Source organism: Blautia sp. An249 (genome assembly GCF_002159835.1).
GTDB classification, from domain to species: domain Bacteria; phylum Bacillota; class Clostridia; order Lachnospirales; family Lachnospiraceae; genus Blautia_A; species Blautia_A avistercoris.
This window is the reverse complement of the sequence record NZ_NFJL01000028.1, coordinates 1-17,616: the sequence shown is the minus strand read 5'-3', so window position 1 is coordinate 17,616 and position 17,616 is coordinate 1. Positions and strand designations below refer to the sequence as shown.

At 43.7% G+C, this 17,616-nt stretch carries 15 protein-coding genes, 1 tRNA gene and 1 other annotated feature; of the genes, 13 read left to right on the top strand and 3 right to left on the bottom strand.

The features are described 5' to 3' along the window. The first annotated feature begins 28 nt into the window (after nt 1-28). Together B5F53_RS17895 and B5F53_RS17890 are read left to right on the top strand one after the other, a co-directional pair. Nucleotides 29-397, top strand: a complete 369-nt coding sequence (locus B5F53_RS17895; RefSeq protein ID WP_087226492.1) for a YxeA family protein — start codon at nt 29-31, stop codon at nt 395-397. Between the two features lie 684 nt (nt 398-1,081). Then, complete coding sequence (locus B5F53_RS17890; protein WP_087226489.1) at nt 1,082-1,414, top strand: DUF3795 domain-containing protein; 333 nt, start codon at nt 1,082-1,084, stop codon at nt 1,412-1,414. A 408-nt stretch (nt 1,415-1,822) separates the two neighbouring features. Here B5F53_RS17890 and B5F53_RS17885 read toward each other — a convergent pair whose 3' ends face one another. Both B5F53_RS17885 and B5F53_RS17880 read right to left on the bottom strand, forming a co-directional pair. Beyond that, nucleotides 1,823-2,980: an SAM-dependent methyltransferase gene (locus tag B5F53_RS17885; RefSeq protein WP_087226486.1), complete on the bottom strand. Its 1,158-nt coding sequence runs from the start codon at nt 2,978-2,980 to the stop codon at nt 1,823-1,825. 135 nt (nt 2,981-3,115) lie between these two features. Continuing rightward, nucleotides 3,116-4,831 (bottom strand): ABC-ATPase domain-containing protein, encoded by a 1,716-nt coding sequence (locus tag B5F53_RS17880; RefSeq protein ID WP_087226483.1) that lies wholly within the window; start codon nt 4,829-4,831, stop codon nt 3,116-3,118. 181 nt (nt 4,832-5,012) lie between these two features. On the opposite strand from B5F53_RS17880, the gene B5F53_RS17875 reads away from it, so the two are divergent. From B5F53_RS17875 to B5F53_RS17860, 4 genes are all read left to right on the top strand, one after another. Further along, complete coding sequence (locus B5F53_RS17875) at nt 5,013-6,062, top strand: tyrosine-protein phosphatase (RefSeq protein ID WP_087226480.1); 1,050 nt, start codon at nt 5,013-5,015, stop codon at nt 6,060-6,062. A gap of 111 nt (nt 6,063-6,173) precedes the next feature. Continuing rightward, the gene (gene ilvN / locus B5F53_RS17870) at nt 6,174-6,671 is read left to right on the top strand and encodes an acetolactate synthase small subunit (protein ID WP_087226476.1); all 498 of its coding nucleotides are present in this window, start codon (nt 6,174-6,176) and stop codon (nt 6,669-6,671) included. Nucleotides 6,672-6,736: 65 nt separating this feature from the next. Beyond that, complete coding sequence (ilvC, locus tag B5F53_RS17865) at nt 6,737-7,750, top strand: ketol-acid reductoisomerase (protein WP_087226473.1); 1,014 nt, start codon at nt 6,737-6,739, stop codon at nt 7,748-7,750. Between the two features lie 76 nt (nt 7,751-7,826). Continuing rightward, nucleotides 7,827-8,183, top strand: coding sequence for a DUF4234 domain-containing protein (locus B5F53_RS17860; RefSeq protein ID WP_087226471.1), 357 nt, complete (start codon nt 7,827-7,829; stop codon nt 8,181-8,183). A gap of 295 nt (nt 8,184-8,478) precedes the next feature. On the opposite strand, the gene B5F53_RS17855 is transcribed toward B5F53_RS17860, so the two are convergent. Continuing rightward, a complete protein-coding gene (locus tag B5F53_RS17855; protein WP_087226468.1) occupies nt 8,479-9,378 on the bottom strand; it encodes a LysR family transcriptional regulator in 900 nt (299 codons plus the stop codon). A gap of 114 nt (nt 9,379-9,492) precedes the next feature. Here B5F53_RS17855 and leuC point away from each other — a divergent pair, with 114 nt between their 5' ends. The 7 genes from leuC to dgt form a co-directional block, all read left to right on the top strand. Next, nucleotides 9,493-10,761 (top strand): 3-isopropylmalate dehydratase large subunit, encoded by a 1,269-nt coding sequence (gene leuC / locus B5F53_RS17850; protein ID WP_087226466.1) that lies wholly within the window; start codon nt 9,493-9,495, stop codon nt 10,759-10,761. 12 nt (nt 10,762-10,773) lie between these two features. Beyond that, on the top strand, nt 10,774-11,265 hold the full coding sequence (leuD, locus tag B5F53_RS17845; RefSeq protein ID WP_087226463.1) for a 3-isopropylmalate dehydratase small subunit: 492 nt from the start codon (nt 10,774-10,776) through the stop codon (nt 11,263-11,265). A 75-nt stretch (nt 11,266-11,340) separates the two neighbouring features. Further along, nucleotides 11,341-11,414: transfer RNA gene (locus B5F53_RS17840), tRNA-Pro, on the top strand. A gap of 205 nt (nt 11,415-11,619) precedes the next feature. Then, nucleotides 11,620-11,873 (top strand) — a binding site (T-box leader). A 149-nt stretch (nt 11,874-12,022) separates the two neighbouring features. Further along, on the top strand, nt 12,023-13,675 hold the full coding sequence (locus tag B5F53_RS17835; protein WP_204246958.1) for a 2-isopropylmalate synthase: 1,653 nt from the start codon (nt 12,023-12,025) through the stop codon (nt 13,673-13,675). A 211-nt stretch (nt 13,676-13,886) separates the two neighbouring features. Then, nucleotides 13,887-14,756, top strand: coding sequence for a cell wall hydrolase (locus B5F53_RS17830; RefSeq protein ID WP_242970365.1), 870 nt, complete (start codon nt 13,887-13,889; stop codon nt 14,754-14,756). 158 nt (nt 14,757-14,914) lie between these two features. After that, on the top strand, nt 14,915-16,402 hold the full coding sequence (gene thrC, locus B5F53_RS17825; RefSeq protein WP_087226554.1) for a threonine synthase: 1,488 nt from the start codon (nt 14,915-14,917) through the stop codon (nt 16,400-16,402). Between the two features lie 3 nt (nt 16,403-16,405). After that, on the top strand, nt 16,406-17,616 hold a 1,211-nt coding region (gene dgt / locus B5F53_RS17820), incomplete at its 3' end, for a dGTP triphosphohydrolase (protein ID WP_140398277.1).

The following is a 17,616-nucleotide window of genomic DNA, read 5'->3' as shown; positions in this document are numbered from 1 at the left end:
AATATCTGCAGAAAAGGAGGAGTGACCTATGATGAAAAAAGTGTTTGCTTTCATTGGCGCCGTTATTTTGCTGATCTTCATCTGTGCTTTGGTTTTTCTGGTTTCCGGAGCAGGAAGTACAGACTATTATTCTCAGATTGATAACAGTAAACTGGAGGAGACGGACTCAGATGGAGGAGTCATAGATTTTAGCGGAGGCCTGGAGTATTCCTATACTCTATACTGCTATAATGAGAAGGGGAAAGAGAAGGAGATTACCTTTGGGGCGTCCAGAAAATTAAGAGAAGGGGCTTTTCTTCATCTGACAGTAATGCCTGTCCGCGGCGTCCTGGAATGGAAGGAAGTACAGTACGAGGAACTGCCCGCGGCTGTTCAGGAAAAATATTCAGTACAGTGATAAAAAATAATTGTCAGAAGTACTTTTCTGATCCGCAAAAATCAGATATAATATTTTAAAAGATATTATCCAGAGTACACTGTCAATACAGTTGGAAAAGCTGAAATATGAACAAAGTGTGAACATGCCAAAAATTCCCCGGAATCCTGGATTTGTGAGAATATTCAGATAAATACCTGCAAAAACGGGTCCGGGAAGGCAGTGTTTACAAGGGTTTGCGGAGGCTGCTGTAGAAATAAGAAAAGCCCGTGGAGGGCATTGAAACGTTCTTGTTTTTGTTTAAAAGAATATCCTTTATACTGTAGAAATAAGAAAAGCCCGTGGAGGGCATTGAAACGGTTTTAGGCTCATAGTAGTTGTGAAATACACCATTTGTAGAAATAAGAAAAGCCCGTGGAGGGCATTGAAACATACATCTTATATTCGTCAAATGCCCGAATATCAGTAGAAATAAGAAAAGCCCGAGGAGGGCATTGAAACACCGTTTTGACTGGAGCAAAACTCCTCAAGTTTCCGTAGAAATAAGAAAAGCCCGTGAAGGGCATTGAAACAGATTATCAATTGTCTGCTGTTTTTCTTTACTTTGTAGAAATAAGAAAAGCCCGTAAATAGCCGGTGGGAGACAAATCAATATTTAGTTCTACAGTGATGAATTTCAGAAGTAAATTTCAGGAGGTACATAACATGAAGGACAGGATTGGATACTGTGGGTTGGACTGTGAAAAATGTGATGCCTATCTTGCAACCATCCGGGACGATCAGGCACTACGGGAGAAGACGGCAAAACTATGGGCTGAATTAAATCATGCTCCCATTCTGCCGGAGCATATCAACTGCGAGGGATGCCGTGCTGATGGAGTGAAAACGGTATATTGTGACAGTATGTGCAGCATTCGCCAATGTGCATTAAAAAAAGGTGTGGTCACCTGCGGCGCCTGTCCGAACCTGGAGAAATGCGAGACTGTGGCAATGATTCTCAATCATAATCCCACCGCTGCGGAAAATCTGAGAGAATAGAGAAGGTTCTTAAATAAAAGATTCAAAAATAATTGCTAAAGGAACAAAGTGGACAAGTCCTCTTTGTTCTGTAATAGGATTAGGGTGTCAAAAACCTCTTCTGGAATTACGTTTCGGTAAAATATACAAAATCATCCGGACGTCGCGACTTTGCGCACAACGGAGATGAGACTCAGGGAATCGTGGAAGCCTTTGCTGAACACGATTTCCGGTTTCGGAGGCTCATCGGAGTGTTTTTGTGCGCTTCGCGCGGAAGGATATTTTGTGCATTTTGTCAAGCATAGAAAAAAAGAACGGCTTTTGGCACCTTAATTGTAATAGGAAATTTGACAGAATTTACTATTATATAAAAAGTGACAGGGGACTGCCGAAACAGTCCCCTGTTGTATGTTAAAACTTAAAATCCCCTTAGTACCAGCGAACCATAGGGAAGTCGTTATTGATGCCCTTTGTGGCCAGAATCTGATGGAGATCAATAATTCCATTATGGAAGGTTGCGGCGCAGGAGTTCAGGTAAAGATCCCACATCCGCAGAAAACGTTCGTCAAACATCCTGCGTTCTTCTTCAATGTGTTTGTGGAAATTGTCGGCCCAGCATAAAAGAGTTTTATTATAGTGAAGCCGGAGATTTTCCACATCCATAGTATGGAAATTATCTTCTGCCATACAGGAGAGCATTTCTCTGAGGCTGGGAACGGTGCCGCCCGGGAAGATGTACTTCCGGATCCAGGGATCACCGGCATGTTCTTTTAAAGCGCTGATAAAATGGAGCAGAAATACGCCGCCCTCTTTTAATATGGCATTCACACAGTCAATAAATAGTTGGTAATTGGGTCTTCCCACGTGTTCTGCCATGCCCACGCTGACAACCCGGTCAAAGGAGTAACCGCTTTTGGGGAGATCCCGGTAATCCATAAGTTCAACCGTCAGAGAGTCTTCCAGATCTTCTATATGGATACGGCGGTTAAATGCTTCAAACTGTTCTTTGCTGAGGGTAATTCCCATGCCTTTAATTTTATATTTTTTAGCTGCTTCAATGAGAAGAAAACCCCATCCGCAGCCAATGTCCAGTAAAGACATTCCCTCTTTAAGATTCAATTTCTGAAGAAGATAATCTGCTTTATTTACCTGGGCCTGATAAAGGGTATCCTCCGGATGCTTAAAATATCCGCAGGAATAACTCATGGTCTCGTCCAGCCATAATTGATAGAAGTCGTTGCCTATATCGTAATGGGAAGTGACTTCTTTTTGCTGATTCTTTTTGGATACGGATGTATGCATCAGTTTTTTTAAAGCAGATTCATTTGTAGAGAATTTCCCCAACTGTCCCAGAAAATGATCCAGAGCATAATAGAGATCGCCCTCAATTTCCAGATCGCCGTCCATGTAAGCCTCCCCTAAAGCCAGAGAAGTGCTGGTCAGTAATCTGGATCTGGAGATGGGTTTTTTAAAATGTACCGTAAATTCGGGAGTACCCTGGCCAATGAAATACTCTTTTCCATCTAAGATAACCTTAAATGGATAATCCGTAAACTTTTGTAAAAAAGTGATTAGAAGATGTTTCATTTCCTTACCTCCGATTTATCAGATAACAGAGAATAATAAGATTCCTGATTAATAATTCTAAACCTGTTAAATTAGAAAGGCAAGGTAAAAATAACTGAAAATTACGACTTTATAAGATGATTTCCGACAATAATACTATCCACGGTAACGGTTAAAGCAGGCATAAATTTCCTGGATGCGGGGGAGGGCCAGCCCCGCCGGAATATAGGAACCGGAAAAGAGAAACTGAAATCCGGATTCTTTCAACTGCTTTTCTAAAGTCTGCACCAGACGGGTCAGACTGATTTTTTGTCCCGGATAATGTTCAAGGCTGTATTTCAGCAAGTATCCGAGAGCCCTTGTCTGCTCTATGTCCTGAAGCTGCTCCACATAACGGAGATCCACCGTTGTTTTATTCAGAAGGAGCGTATCTTTATCGTGGACCTTTAATTTGAATCCGTCATATTTTCCGCGCATTTTGCGGTTGTTGGATCTGCCGGAAGGAATATCTGCAAAGATTCGATCCTGAAATCCCGGCATACAAAAGGCAGGAGCCTTCAGAGCCGGAGAAGGATATTGCCGGCAGAGCTCTTTTACTCTGGCGGTAATGTCTAAGGTGCGGTAACAGTCCATCTGTAAAATGGTGTCTGCGATATGGAAATAGGAACCGGAACTTCCTGCAACCAGAATGGTAGAGATTCCGGCTGTTTCATACAGATCCCGGGCACGTTCCAGGAAGGGAGTAATCGGTTCTTTTTCCCTTTTTATGACCTGCTGCATAAACTCATCCCGAACCATGAAGTTGGTGGCGGAAGTGTCTTCGTCTATGAGAAAGACGGTACTGCCTGCCTGAATCCCCTCTATAATATTGGCGGCCTGGGAAGTGCTTCCGCTGGCATCCTCTGTGGTGAAATGGTGCGTATCTTTTTTATTTGGCAGATCATTGATAAAAAGAGAGATGTCTGTGTTTTTAATACACCGGCCGTCTTCAGCCCGAAGCTTTAATGCTGTTTCATCGGTGATGACGTATTCCCGGCCGTCACCCGGAATGTGGTTGTATACGCCCAGTTCCAGTGCGTTCAGAAGGGTGGATTTCCCATGATACCCTCCTCCCACAATTAAGGTGATGCCTTTGGAAATGCCCATGCCGCGCAGTTTCCCCCGGTGGGGAAGATCCAGTACCACGGCCTGAGATTCCGGGGAATGGAAAGGAACGCTGTTTTTCATAGGTTTTTGTGAGACGCCGCTTTCCCTTGGTAAAACAGAACCATCAGCGATAAAGGCAACCAGTTCTCTTTTTTTCAGTTCCTGCCGGATCGCATACTGATCCTCAGCCAGGTAAAAGACTTCTTTCACTTTCGCTGCATCCAGATTCTTATAATAGAAAGATTTCCTGACAGCCTGGGGAAGATAGTCGAAGATAATCGTTTCCAGAGCTTCTGCGTCAATGGTTCGTCCCCGGGCCGGAAATCCCACGTGGAAACGGACGCAGATTGCCTTTTCGGCAATTTCCACGGAAGTCCGGGAAAGGATTTCCTGTCCGCACTGGCTGACAGAGATTAATCCGCTTTTTCCCGAACCTCTGGCTTTAAAAGAATAGCGTTCGGTCTGCTGACAAAACAGCCGGGTCAGAAAATCCTCCAGGGCAGTCCGGGTATGAAAACTTTCGTAATACGAAGCAGGGAATCCGGCAGTCCGGTGGGGAATGAGAAGACTGACGGCGGAAGGAGAAGCGAAGGGATCCCCCTGTACATGATCGATGGAAAGCCTGTAAGAGAGAAAATCATAGGTTCCCTTTAAAGATTTATAGGCAGGATAACTTTTTTTGTGAATGGAATGAAGAAGAACTTTCAGTTCATTGGATGATTTCATAATAACCTCCGTTTTTGTGAATTTATTACAAGTATACCGTTGCGGGGAAGTATTTACAAGACAAAGGAAAGAAAACAAATCTTTACAAAGTTTTAATAGAAATAACAGGTTTCTAAAATAGAAAAACCACAATAAGTGTGTTATACTAGGTGCAGTGCGATAACAGAGGGAAGGGGAGTTTATGAAATTTGGTAAGATTCGGATAGAAAATAAAAATTTAATATTTACAAAGCGAATGCGGATCAACAGTCTTCCCTGTGAAGAAATTGTATTTGCCGACTGGGATACACAAATACGCCGAGATGATGGAGAAAGTCAGGAAGAAGCGGCTGTTTTTGTTATGACAAAACAGAATAAAAAATATCGTTTTCCAATGAAAGACAAAGAGGCCAATCGTTTTATGGAATATATCCGAACAGAATTTCCATCGATTCTTACGGAACGTCCTTATAAGAATCCGGTATCTTTACAAAGCCTTCCCAATACCAGAGATTTGGGAGGGATCGCCAATCAGGAAGGGCGCGTCATTTTTCCGGGGAAATTACTGAGAAGCGGAGAACTTTATCATGTTTCCCGGATGGATCAGAAATATCTTACCGAAAACTGCCGTCTGAAAACAGTGATTGATTTGCGGACGCCCGGAGAGATACGCAGAAAACCGGATACCCAAATGGAAGGCGTAACTTACATAGAAAATCCTGTGGTCGATGAGATGACTGCGGAAATCACCCATGAGACGGGACTTTTGAATTTCATTGATTCTATCGACAGGGATCCGGAGGAATACTGGAAGAAATTTTACCGGGAGCTGGTGTTAGACCCGTATTCTGTGAATAAATATGCAGAATTTTTAGATTATCTGGCGGAACAGAAAGAAGGGGCGGTTTTATGGCACAGTTCTCTGGGAAAAGACCGGGCAGGAGTAGCGACGGCGCTTCTACTTTGGGTTTTGCAGGTTCCGGAAGAAACAATTCTGGAAGATTTTACAAATACCAGTAAGTTTCTGGAGGGAGAAATGGAGTATATGCTTCGTCTGTGCGATTTGAATTCTGAGAAACAGAAGAAGCGGGAGAACGGGATTACCGCCTGCTATCAGGCAAAGAGGGAATATCTGGAAGAAGTTTTCCAAACCATAGAAAAGTCTTATGGAAGCATGGAAATCTTTCTCAGGAAAAAACTTTATGTATCGCCTAAAATGGCAGAAGCATTGCAGAAGAAATATTTGATATAAAAAAGAGTTTCCTTAAGCGGCGAAACTTGACAAAAAAATTATCCTTGGTATAATGAGAAACGGGTGTATCTAATACATTACAAAGCTAAAGCGTTGAAAGAAGGTGTTGAAATGCAAAAGAGAGTCATTTCTCTTTTAGTGGATAATACAGCAGGCGTGTTGAGTCGGATTTCGGGTCTGTTCAGCCGGAGGGGATATAATATCGACAGCCTTTCAGCAGGTGTGACGGCAGATGAACGTTATTCCAGAATGACAGTTGTGTGCAGCGGAGATACTCTGATTTTAGAGCAGATTACCAAGCAGCTTGCGAAGCTGGTGGATGTCCGTCATATTAAAGTACTGGATCCGGAGGAAAGTGTCAGCAGAGAGCTGATTCTGGTAAAAGTTGCAGCTACGTCAGAGCAGAGACAGGGCGTCATTGCCATTGCAGACATCTTCCGCGCGAAAATTATAGATGTGGGAAGAGAATCCCTTGTCATAGAGCTGACAGGAAATAAGAGTAAATTAGAGGCGTTTATTGATCTGATTAAAGATTACGAAATTCTGGAGCTGGCCAGAACAGGAATTACCAGCCTTTCCAGAGGAGCCGACGATGTAGCCTATCTTTAGGGAAAATACATAGTACGCTAGGGGAGAGATCCCTTAACAATATATATCATTAGGAGGAATTAAAAATGGCAGTAAAGATTTATTATCAGGAAGACTGTAACATGAGCTTGCTGGAGGGTAAAACCATTGCTATTATCGGTTACGGAAGCCAGGGACATGCTCATGCACAAAATTTAAAAGATTCAGGTTGCCATGTTATTGTAGGCCTTTACGAAGGCAGCAGATCCTGGGCAAAGGCAGAAAAACAGGGATTTGAAGTATATACAGCAGCAGAAGCAGCAAAGAAAGCCGACGTTATTATGATCCTCATCAACGATGAGAAACAGGCGAAACTTTACAAAGAATCCATCGAGCCGAATCTGGAAGAAGGCAATATGTTAATGTTTGCCCATGGATTCTCCATCCATTTCGGACAGATTAAACCGCCTAAGAACGTGGATGTTACCATGATCGCTCCAAAAGCACCGGGACACACTGTAAGAAGCGAATATCAGATCGGAAGAGGAACTCCTTGTCTGGTAGCCGTAGAGCAGGATTACACAGGAAAAGCTCTGGATATGGCTCTGGCTTATGCCTGCGCACTGGGCGGAGCAAGAGCAGGTGTCTTAGAGACTACCTTTAAAGTAGAAACAGAGACAGACTTATTCGGCGAGCAGGCAGTTCTGTGCGGCGGTGTCTGTGCATTAATGAAAGCCGGATTTGAAACACTGGTAGAAGCAGGATATGCGCCGGAGAACGCTTACTTTGAATGTATCCATGAAATGAAACTGATTGTGGATCTGATTTACCAGAGCGGATTTGCAGGAATGAGATATTCTATTTCCAATACTGCAGAATACGGCGATTACATTACAGGACCGAAGATTGTAACAGAAGAAACAAAGAAAGCTATGAAGAAAGTTCTCTCAGACATTCAGGACGGAACATTTGCAAAAGACTGGATCACAGAAAACCAGACAGGCAGTATGCACTTCCTGGCAATGAGAAGAATGGAAGCAGAACATCCGGCAGAAAAAGTCGGTGCAGAGCTGCGTAAACTGTATAGCTGGAACGACGAAGAAAAGCTGTTAGATAACTAATATAAAATGAAAAGCCGTTTTGGGGGAAGTGCGAAAGCCCGCCTCCATTGCGGCTCATTTATTCATGGAGAAAATTATGGAATATAGAGAGAAAAATGTAGCCCTTTGTATTGTATTTACCATTATTACCTGTGGTATCTACGGACTCTACTGGCTGGTCACATTAAATGACGAGATGATGGATGTAACCAGAGAAGAGGGAACCAGCGGTCTGCTGGTATTGGTTCTGACCATTGTTACCTGTGGAATCTATGGTTTGTACTGGTGTTACCAGATGGGAAAACGTGTGGACTGGATGAATTCCACCTACGGGAGACATACAGACAACAGCGGACTTTTGTATCTGGTAGTGTCCCTGCTGGGATTCTCTATCGTTGTATATGCAGTTATGCAATATGAGTTGAATCAGTATCACAGAAATATGCTGGAATAAAGCATTACCGGATCGAGGAAGAGAAGTGTCTTCTTCGATCCGGTTTTTTATGTAATAGGAAATTCCGTCGGATTTCCTATTACATAAAAATCGCTCCGCTGTGGATGCGACCAGATGCATATGGAATTTGACTGCCTGCGGCAGCCTGCATCTGGCGCGCAAAGAGTACAAGTCCCTCATGAGTGAGGGAAATAGGGAGTTGAAGAGGACTTGTCCTCTTTTTTATATCATAGGAAAGTACTCCATCTTGTACGGGGGTCAAATGGCATTCCTATGATATAAAAACCGCTCCGCTTTAAGAGGAGATCGAGAAATAGGAGAGAAATTTGGAAGGGGTCAGAGCTCTGGGAAGATTGCCGTAGGAGAGTCCGATCTGCCGTTTAGGGACAGGGGAGGGCATGGGCAGTTCTTTCAGAGTCCCCTGCTTCAGTTCGTCTGCAACGAATTCTTTAATCACACAGGCGATGCCAAGGCCGATTTTTGCAAATTCGATTAGTAAATCCATGGTGGTGATTTCCAGCAGATTTCCGGCATGGAGCTGGTGCCGGGTAAGATATTGTTCAATATGCTGCCGTGACAGGTTGGTGTGATCCAAGAGCATTAAAGTCCCGCAGGAAAAGAAACTGCTTACCGCCTGCCCGGTGTTTTCCCGAAGACTTAAATTTTCCAGGTAAAGGGGAGAGGCTACAAAAATGTCCTGTACATTGCCGAAAGGATGAAAATCCAGGGGGAAATCCCCGGAAGGAACGCCCATAAGTCCCACATCGATTTTCCCTTCTTCCAGAAGCTTCTGGGTATAGGCGGAAGACTGGCACTGGATGGAAATCCGTATATGAGGATAGTCTTTCACAAATTTCCGCAAAGCCGGAAGGAGAAGATATTTGGACAGGGTGGTACTGGCGCCGATTCTTAAATGGCCCATCCCCAGGGACTGGAAGTTTTTCAGTTTTTCTTCCCCCAGATCCAATGCTTCAAAAGCCTTTTGAACGTATTCAAAAAGAACCTGACCTTCTTCTGTCAGGCGGACGCCTCTGGAATTGCGGAAAAATAAAGGGACGCCCAGGGCGTCTTCCAGTCTGCGGATGGATTTGCTGATTGCGGGCTGGCTGATATAAAGCTCCTGGGCGGCCCGGGAGATGTTTTTGTAAAGAGCTACGGTGTAGAATATTTTGTACTGGGACAGAGAATGATCCATAAAAAGCCTCCAATATAATCTGTGGTTATAATAATTATTCTTAATATGTATTTCTATTATATCAAATTCTGTGTTACAATGGCAACAGTGAGAGAGGAAAAGGAGGAATGAGTTATGGGAATGACAATGACTCAGAAAATTTTAGCAGCTCATGCGGGCTTAGACTATGTAGAAGCCGGACAGTTAATTGAGGCGGATTTAGATCTGGTACTGGGAAATGATATTACTTCTCCGGTCGCAATTCATGAAATGGAAAAAATGACAGTAAATAAAGTGTTTGACAGAGATAAAATCGCTCTGGTTATGGATCACTTTATTCCAAACAAAGATATTAAATCAGCAGAACACTGCAAATGTGTCAGAGAGTTTGCCTGTCGTCATGATATTACCAATTATTTTGATGTAGGCGAGATGGGAATCGAACATGCCCTTCTCCCGGAAAAAGGACTTACCGTAGCCGGAGATGTTATCATCGGGGCGGATTCACATACCTGTACTTACGGCGCATTAGGCGCTTTTTCCACCGGCGTGGGAAGTACCGATATGGCAGCAGGAATGGCTACCGGCAAAGCCTGGTTTAAAGTGCCCTCTGCAATTAAATTTAATCTGGTAGGAAAACCGAAAAAATGGGTCAGCGGAAAAGACGTAATCTTACACATCATCGGAATGATTGGAGTAGACGGAGCTTTATACAAATCCATGGAATTTGTGGGAGAGGGAATTGCCAATTTATCCATGGACGATCGCTTTACCATTGCAAATATGGCGATTGAAGCCGGCGGAAAGAACGGAATCTTCCCGGTAGACGATCTGGCCATTGCCTATATGAAAGAACATTCCAAACGTCCGTATACGGTTTATGAAGCAGATGAAGACGCCGTTTACGATGCAGAATATACCATTGATTTAAGCGCCTTAGAGCCCACAATTGCGTTCCCCCATCTTCCGGAAAATACGAAAACAATTTCCGAGATTCAGGAAGATGTGATAATCGATCAGTCGGTAATCGGTTCCTGTACCAACGGAAGAATTGACGATCTGCGCTGTGCAGCCGAAATCCTGAAGGGCAGAAAAGTGAAAAAAGGCATTCGCTGCATCGTAATTCCGGCAACCCAGGCCATTTATCTGCAGGCAATGGAAGAAGGACTTCTTAAAATCTTCATTGAAGCCGGCGCAGTGGTAAGTACCCCTACCTGCGGTCCCTGCCTTGGCGGCTATATGGGAATTCTGGCAGAGGGAGAACGCTGTATTTCTACCACAAACCGTAACTTTGTAGGACGTATGGGACATGTGGATTCTGAGGTATATCTGGCAAGTCCTGCAGTCGCAGCTGCAAGTGCGGTAACCGGAAAGATTTCAGCACCGGAAGAATTAGGATTATAGGAGGAATAGGAAATGAAGGCAAATGGAACAGTTTTTAAATATGGCGATAACGTGGATACGGATGTAATTATTCCTGCAAGGTATTTAAATTCTTCCGATCCAGCGGAACTGGCTACTCATTGTATGGAGGATATTGACAAAGATTTTGTATCAAAAGTTCATAAAGGGGACATCATTGTGGCAGAGAAGAACTTCGGCTGCGGTTCTTCCAGAGAACATGCGCCCATCGCTATCAAAGCGGCGGGGGTAAGCTGTGTCATTGCAGAAACTTTTGCCAGAATTTTCTACCGCAATGCCATTAACATCGGACTTCCCATCATTGAGTGTCCGGAAGCTTCCAGAGGAATTGAAGACGGGGATCAGGTAGAAGTGGATTTTGATTCCGGTATGATTTACAACCGCACGAAGGGAACGGAGTTTAAAGGCCAGGCATTCCCTGAATTCATGCAGAAAATCATCCAGGCTGAAGGATTGATTAATTACATTAACGGAAAGAATGCATAAGAAATTTTTGAAAGATTTCAAATAAATAAAAAAAATAGTTGAAATCTTTCCAGTTTGTGCTATAATAGGTTTCACCGGGGTATGGCGTAGCTTGGTAGCGCGCACGGCTGGGGGCCGTGAGGTCGCAGGTTCAAATCCTGTTGCCCCGATGAATCCTCTGAAAATATAGTTTTGATGTAATTACATAAACACACATTGTGACTACAAGAGAAGAAAGAGGAAAAGACACCGCAGATTTTGCGGTGTTTTTTGTAATTAGAAATAGTTTCTGCTATACGCCTGTTTTGAAAAATTCTTTTAGCCATTGACAAAATGAAGGAAGGATGGTAATCTTATTTTAATAATTTCATAAGACGAAATGCTTAGATGAGGATGAGTACATATCGCTTTGGAGCACAGAGAGCTGCTGGCCGGTGGAAAGCAGCGGAAGGAGGATATGGAACTGCCCTCGGAGCATCTGTCCGAAATGAATGAGAGTAGGCGCAGACGGGTTCCCGCCGTTAAAAGGGATGGATATAAGGCTCCCCGGGAGTCCGTATCTCAGAGTGTATGAGGAAACTCATAAATAAGAGTGGTACCGCGCAGACTAATCGTCTTTCGTCTCTTGCAGCAATGATTGCAGAGCCGGAAGATTTTTTTATGTAATAGAAAATTCTGTTGGATTTCCTATTATATAAAAAACGCTCCGTGAGGGATATAGGGAGTTGAAGAGGACTTGTCCTCTTTGTTATGTAATAGTTTTAAGGAGGAAAAGAAGATGATGAATGTAAACAAATATAAGAGGCAGTATTATATGCCTCCGGTAAAATGTATGAAATGGGCAGAAAAAGAATATGTGGATAAGGCGCCGATCTGGTGCAGCGTGGATCTGCGTGACGGAAACCAGGCCCTTGTGATTCCCATGAGTCTGGAACAGAAGATCGAATTCTTTAAACTTCTTGTTCAGATCGGTTTTAAAGAAATTGAAGTGGGATTTCCGGCAGCTTCTGAGACAGAATACACCTTTCTTCGGACATTGATTGAGCAGGACCTGATTCCGGAAGATGTTACCATCCAGGTTTTAACTCAGGCCAGAGAACATATTATCCGCAAGACATTTGAAGCAGTGAAAGGCGCTCCGAAAGCCATTGTCCATGTGTACAATTCCACTTCCGTAGCGCAGAGAGAGCAGGTATTTAAAAAATCAAAAGAAGAGATTCTGAAAATTGCCGTAGACGGAGCCGCTCTTTTGAAAAAACTGGCAGATGAAACAGAAGGAAACTTCCAGTTTGAATACAGCCCGGAAAGTTTCACAGGAACAGAGCCGGAGTATGCTCTGGAAGTCTGCAATGCAGTTTTAGACGTATGGAAACCTACGCCGGATAAGAAATGTATCATTAACCTTCCTGTAACCGTGCAGCATTCCATGCCACACGTATACGCCAGCCAGATTGAATATATGTGTGAAAACTTAAAATACAGAGAAAACGTGGTGGTATCTCTTCATCCGCACAATGACAGAGGATGCGGAGTGGCCGATTCGGAAATGGGTCTTCTGGCAGGAGCCGACAGAATCGAGGGAACCCTTTTCGGAAACGGAGAAAGAACCGGAAATGTGGACATTGTTACTCTTGCAATGAATATGTATTCTCAGGGTGTGGAGCCGGAACTGGACTTCTCAGATATGCCTCATGTATGCCAGGTATATGAAGAGTGTACGGGGATGAAGGTAGGAGACAGAAGTCCATACAGCGGCGCTCTTGTATTTGCGGCCTTCTCCGGTTCCCATCAGGATGCTATTGCCAAAGGTATGCACTGGAAAGAAGAAAAGGATCCGGATCACTGGACAGTTCCTTATCTGCCCATTGACCCCACCGATGTGGGACGCAATTACGACGCAGATGTTATCCGTATTAACAGCCAGTCCGGAAAAGGCGGCGTCGGATATATTCTGGAAACCAATTACGGCTTAAATCTGCCGGCGAAGATGCGGGAAGCTATGGGATATGCGGCAAAAGAGGTATCCGATCACCGTCATAAAGAACTGCATCCCGATGAAATTTTTGCATTGTTTAAGAAAAAATTCGAAAATGTGGTTATGCCGTACAGTATCAATGAGGTGCATTTCCAGCAGAAAGACGGAATCATTGCACAGGTTACATCCACATTCCAGGGGAAAACCATTGTTACTGAAGCAGCCGGTAACGGCCGTCTTAATGCAGTAAGCAACGCCTTAAAGAAAGCTTACGGACTGGAATATAATCTGGATACGTATCAGGAACACGCTCTTGAGAGAAGCTCCAGTTCCAAGGCAATTGCCTATGTGGGAATTCAGAAGCCGGACGGAACTCTGGCATGGGGAGCAGGCGTGGATCCGGATATTATCCGGGCTTCTATTGACGCTCTGGTTACGGCGATTAATAACCGGTAAAACAGTCGAATACTGTTAATTCCATGAAAAAAAGAAATAAATTTGTCATAAATATATGAAAAGAGTGGGGTTTGTCGAAAGAAAATTGAAGGAAACATCCAAAATCTTTTAAAATTGCTTGACTTCTGGACTGATATTAAATATAATTTTCTTATGCGTTACAAAAATGTTACAAAATGTAACAATAATGTTTTGTGTAGAGGGCAGAGCTATGAGAGACAAGATTCAAGAGAGACAAAAACCACGAGGGAAAAAGCAGACGAAAAAGAGAAAACTGAACAGTTTACATGGTCTTACTGTAATTGGAGGATGCTTTGCAGTGGCAATGGTGATTGCGGTGGGTTCTAAAGTTGTAGTACCTTCGGAAAAGAGTGAGGTTTATGCAGCGGCGGAAGATCCTGCTGAGATTTACCAGACATCGGCTTCTCAGAAAGAAAGCCCGGTTGTCTCCGGAATTCAGGGAATTCTGGAAAGTGTTCAGGAGACGGCAGTATCAGCTACTTCCGTAGAGCGAATCGGGACCTCTTATGAAGATGTTATTGTGGGACAGAGGATTAAGAAAGTAGATCCCACACCGGCAGAAGTAGATGTAAGCAGCTCCATGGAGCAGGCAGTCAGCCGGATGGAAGAACAGTCTGTGTCCAAGGCGGGAACACCGAAGATGATGTCAGACACAGATTACAATACGCTGCTTCGGATCGTAGAAGCAGAAGCCGGCGGAGAAGACATCAAAGGAAGAGTCCTGGTGGCCAATGTAATTATGAATCGTGTTCAGAGCGATCGTTTTCCGGATACCATTACCGATGTGGTATGGGACTGGACAGGAGGCACTCCTCAGTTTTCGCCTACCTATGACGGAAGAATTGAGGAAGTGGAGGTTTCACCGGAAACGGAAGAAGCAGTAAAGATGGCCATGGAGGGTACAGATTATTCCCAGGGCGCTCTGTTCTTTGTGGCAAAGGATCAGGCAGAAGAGGGAAATGTACAGTGGTTTGAACGGGACTTAGTGAAACTGTTTAAACATGGTGTTCATGATTTTTATACCTATCCGGATTTAGTTGAAGAGGAAAAAGAAGCATAAATTTTAAGACAGCACGAAGGGAGAAATGAGATTTGCTTTCTCCCTTCGTGTTTTTTTTTGAGCCGGGAAACTGGCTGATGAAAGAAAAAGTGGCACCGTTTCTTATTTCATGCTATAATGAGGCATTAAGAGAACCATCACAGAAAGGCAGGGTAATTATGCAGATTTACTACAAGAGTACAAGAGGACATGAAGAAAATGTGACCGCCTCCCAGGCAATATTAAAAGGTTTATCAAAAGACGGAGGTCTTTTTGTTCCCACGAAGATTCCGAAACTGGATATAAATATGGAAACACTTTCTCAAATGAGCTATCAGGAGACCGCATACGAAGTGATGAAACGGTTCTTTACAGACTTTACAGAAGAAGAACTGAAAGACTGTATAAACAAAGCTTACGATGAGAAATTTGATACAGACGCAATCGCTCCGTTAAAAGAAGCGGACGGAGTATATTATCTGGAACTGTTTCACGGAGCTACAATAGCATTTAAAGATATGGCTCTTTCTATTCTTCCTCATTTAATGACAACGGCAGCCAGAAAGAACGGCACCGAGAAAGAGATTGTTATATTAACGGCAACATCCGGCGATACCGGAAAGGCAGCTCTGGCAGGATTTGCAGATGTGCCGGGGACCAGAATCATTGTATTTTATCCGAAACATGGTGTAAGTCCCATTCAGGAAAAACAGATGGTGACTCAGAAAGGGGAAAATACCTGTGTAATCGGAATTACAGGAAACTTTGACGATGCCCAGACCGGAGTTAAGAAAATCTTTAATAATCAGGAACTGGTACAGGAGCTGGAAGAGAAGGGATTTCAGTTTTCTTCTGCAAACTCTATTAACATCGGCCGCCTGGTTCCTCAGATTGTCTACTATGTATATGCTTATGCAACTTTATACCGTCAGGGAAAGATTAAAGAAGGACAGGAAATCAATGTGGTAGTTCCCACAGGAAATTTCGGAAACATCCTGGCTGCTTATTATGCGAAAAATATGGGGCTTCCGATACATAAATTTATCTGTGCCTCCAATGAAAATAAAGTGTTGTATGATTTCTTCCGTACAGGAACTTACGACAGAAACCGGGAATTTATTTTAACCAGTTCTCCTTCCATGGATATTCTGATTTCCAGCAACCTGGAGAGACTCCTTTACCTGCTTGCAGGAGAAGATTCCGGAAAATGTGCGGAATTAATGAAAGAATTAGCAGAAAAGGGCAGCTATACCATTACAGAAGAAATGAAAGAAAAGCTGGGAGATTTCTACGGAAATTACTGCAGCGAGGGAGAAACGAAAGAAGCCATCAGCGCTGTTTATTACGGAAGCGGCTATGTGCTGGATCCCCATACAGCCGTGGCAGGCGGTGTTTACCAGAAATATTTAAAGGAGACCGGGGACGATTCTGTAACTGTGATTGCCTCTACGGCAAGTCCCTATAAATTTACGAGAAGCGTTGTGGACGCCATTTCAGACAGATACCAGGGAATCGACGATTTACAGCTTTCGAAAGTACTGGAAGAACTCTCCAAAGTGCCTGTTCCGAAAGCGGTGAAAGAGTTAATGGATGCGCCGGTTCTTCATGACCGTGTTATCGCGGCAGACGAAATGGAGGAAACAGTGAAAACAGTACTGGGAATTTAAAAGATGGATTGGAAAGCATTGTTGTGCCCCAGACGTCCGGGAACCTATAAAAAAGTTTCCGGAAACGGGGGGAATGATTTAAGAAGCGAGTTTGAGAAAGATTATCACAGAATCATAGGAAGCTCCTCCTTTCGGAGACTGCAGGATAAAACACAGGTATTTCCCCTGGATAAAAGTGACTTTATCCGTACCAGACTGACCCATTCCCTGGAAGTTTCTTCCTTTGCGAAATCTCTGGGGCAGAATATTGCAGAATATCTTCTGAGAAACAAGATGGATCCTGAATTCACAGAAAAAGATAAGGCAGATATATGCGACATTCTTCAATGCGCAGGTCTGATTCACGACATCGGTAATCCGCCCTTCGGTCATTTCGGCGAAGAGGCGATTCGGGACTGGTTTGTCAGAAACCTCCATAAAATAGAATTTCAGGGAACGCCCGTAACAGAGATTTTATCTCCTCAGATGATTCAGGATTTTTATCATTTTGAAGGTAATGCCCAGGCTCTCAGGCAGGTATGCAGACTTCATTTTCTGGTCAATGAAAAGGGAATGAATCTTACCTTCGGAATTTTGAATACGATTATCAAATATCCTGTCTCTTCCCTGGAAATTCGTCCGGAAAGCAATGATATACGTGAGAAAAAGATGGGCTACTTCTATGCGGAAAAAGATTTGTTTCAGGAAGTGCAGGAGGCTACCGGAACTTATGGGAAACGGCATCCTCTGACCTTTATCCTGGAAGCAGCCGACGACATTGCCTACCGGACGGCAGATATTGAGGATGCATTTAAGAAAAGCTGTTTTTCTTACGATCAGTTAAATTATGAAATTGAAAAATGGCAGAGCCGGCAGCCCCACCGGGAAGACGCTATCGATTTAAAAGGGATGCTGCAGCATCAGTATCAGAAAGCAGTTTCCATGGGAATCAGCAATCCTCAGCTCTACGCTGTGCAAAACTGGGTTGTGCGCCTGCAGAGCGCGCTGATTTTCTGCGCGACCCGGGGATTTACTTCCCATTACCAGGAGATTATGAGAGGAAGCTGGGAGAAGGATTTATTTTTTGAAACGGCAGGAGAATGGGTGATGGAGGCCCTGGGAGATATTGCTTACCGTTATGCCTTTATTTCCAAGCCTATTTTGCAGTTGGAAGCAGCAGCAGCGACCATCCTGAACTTCCTTTTGGATAAATACGTGAAGGCAGCGGTATATTA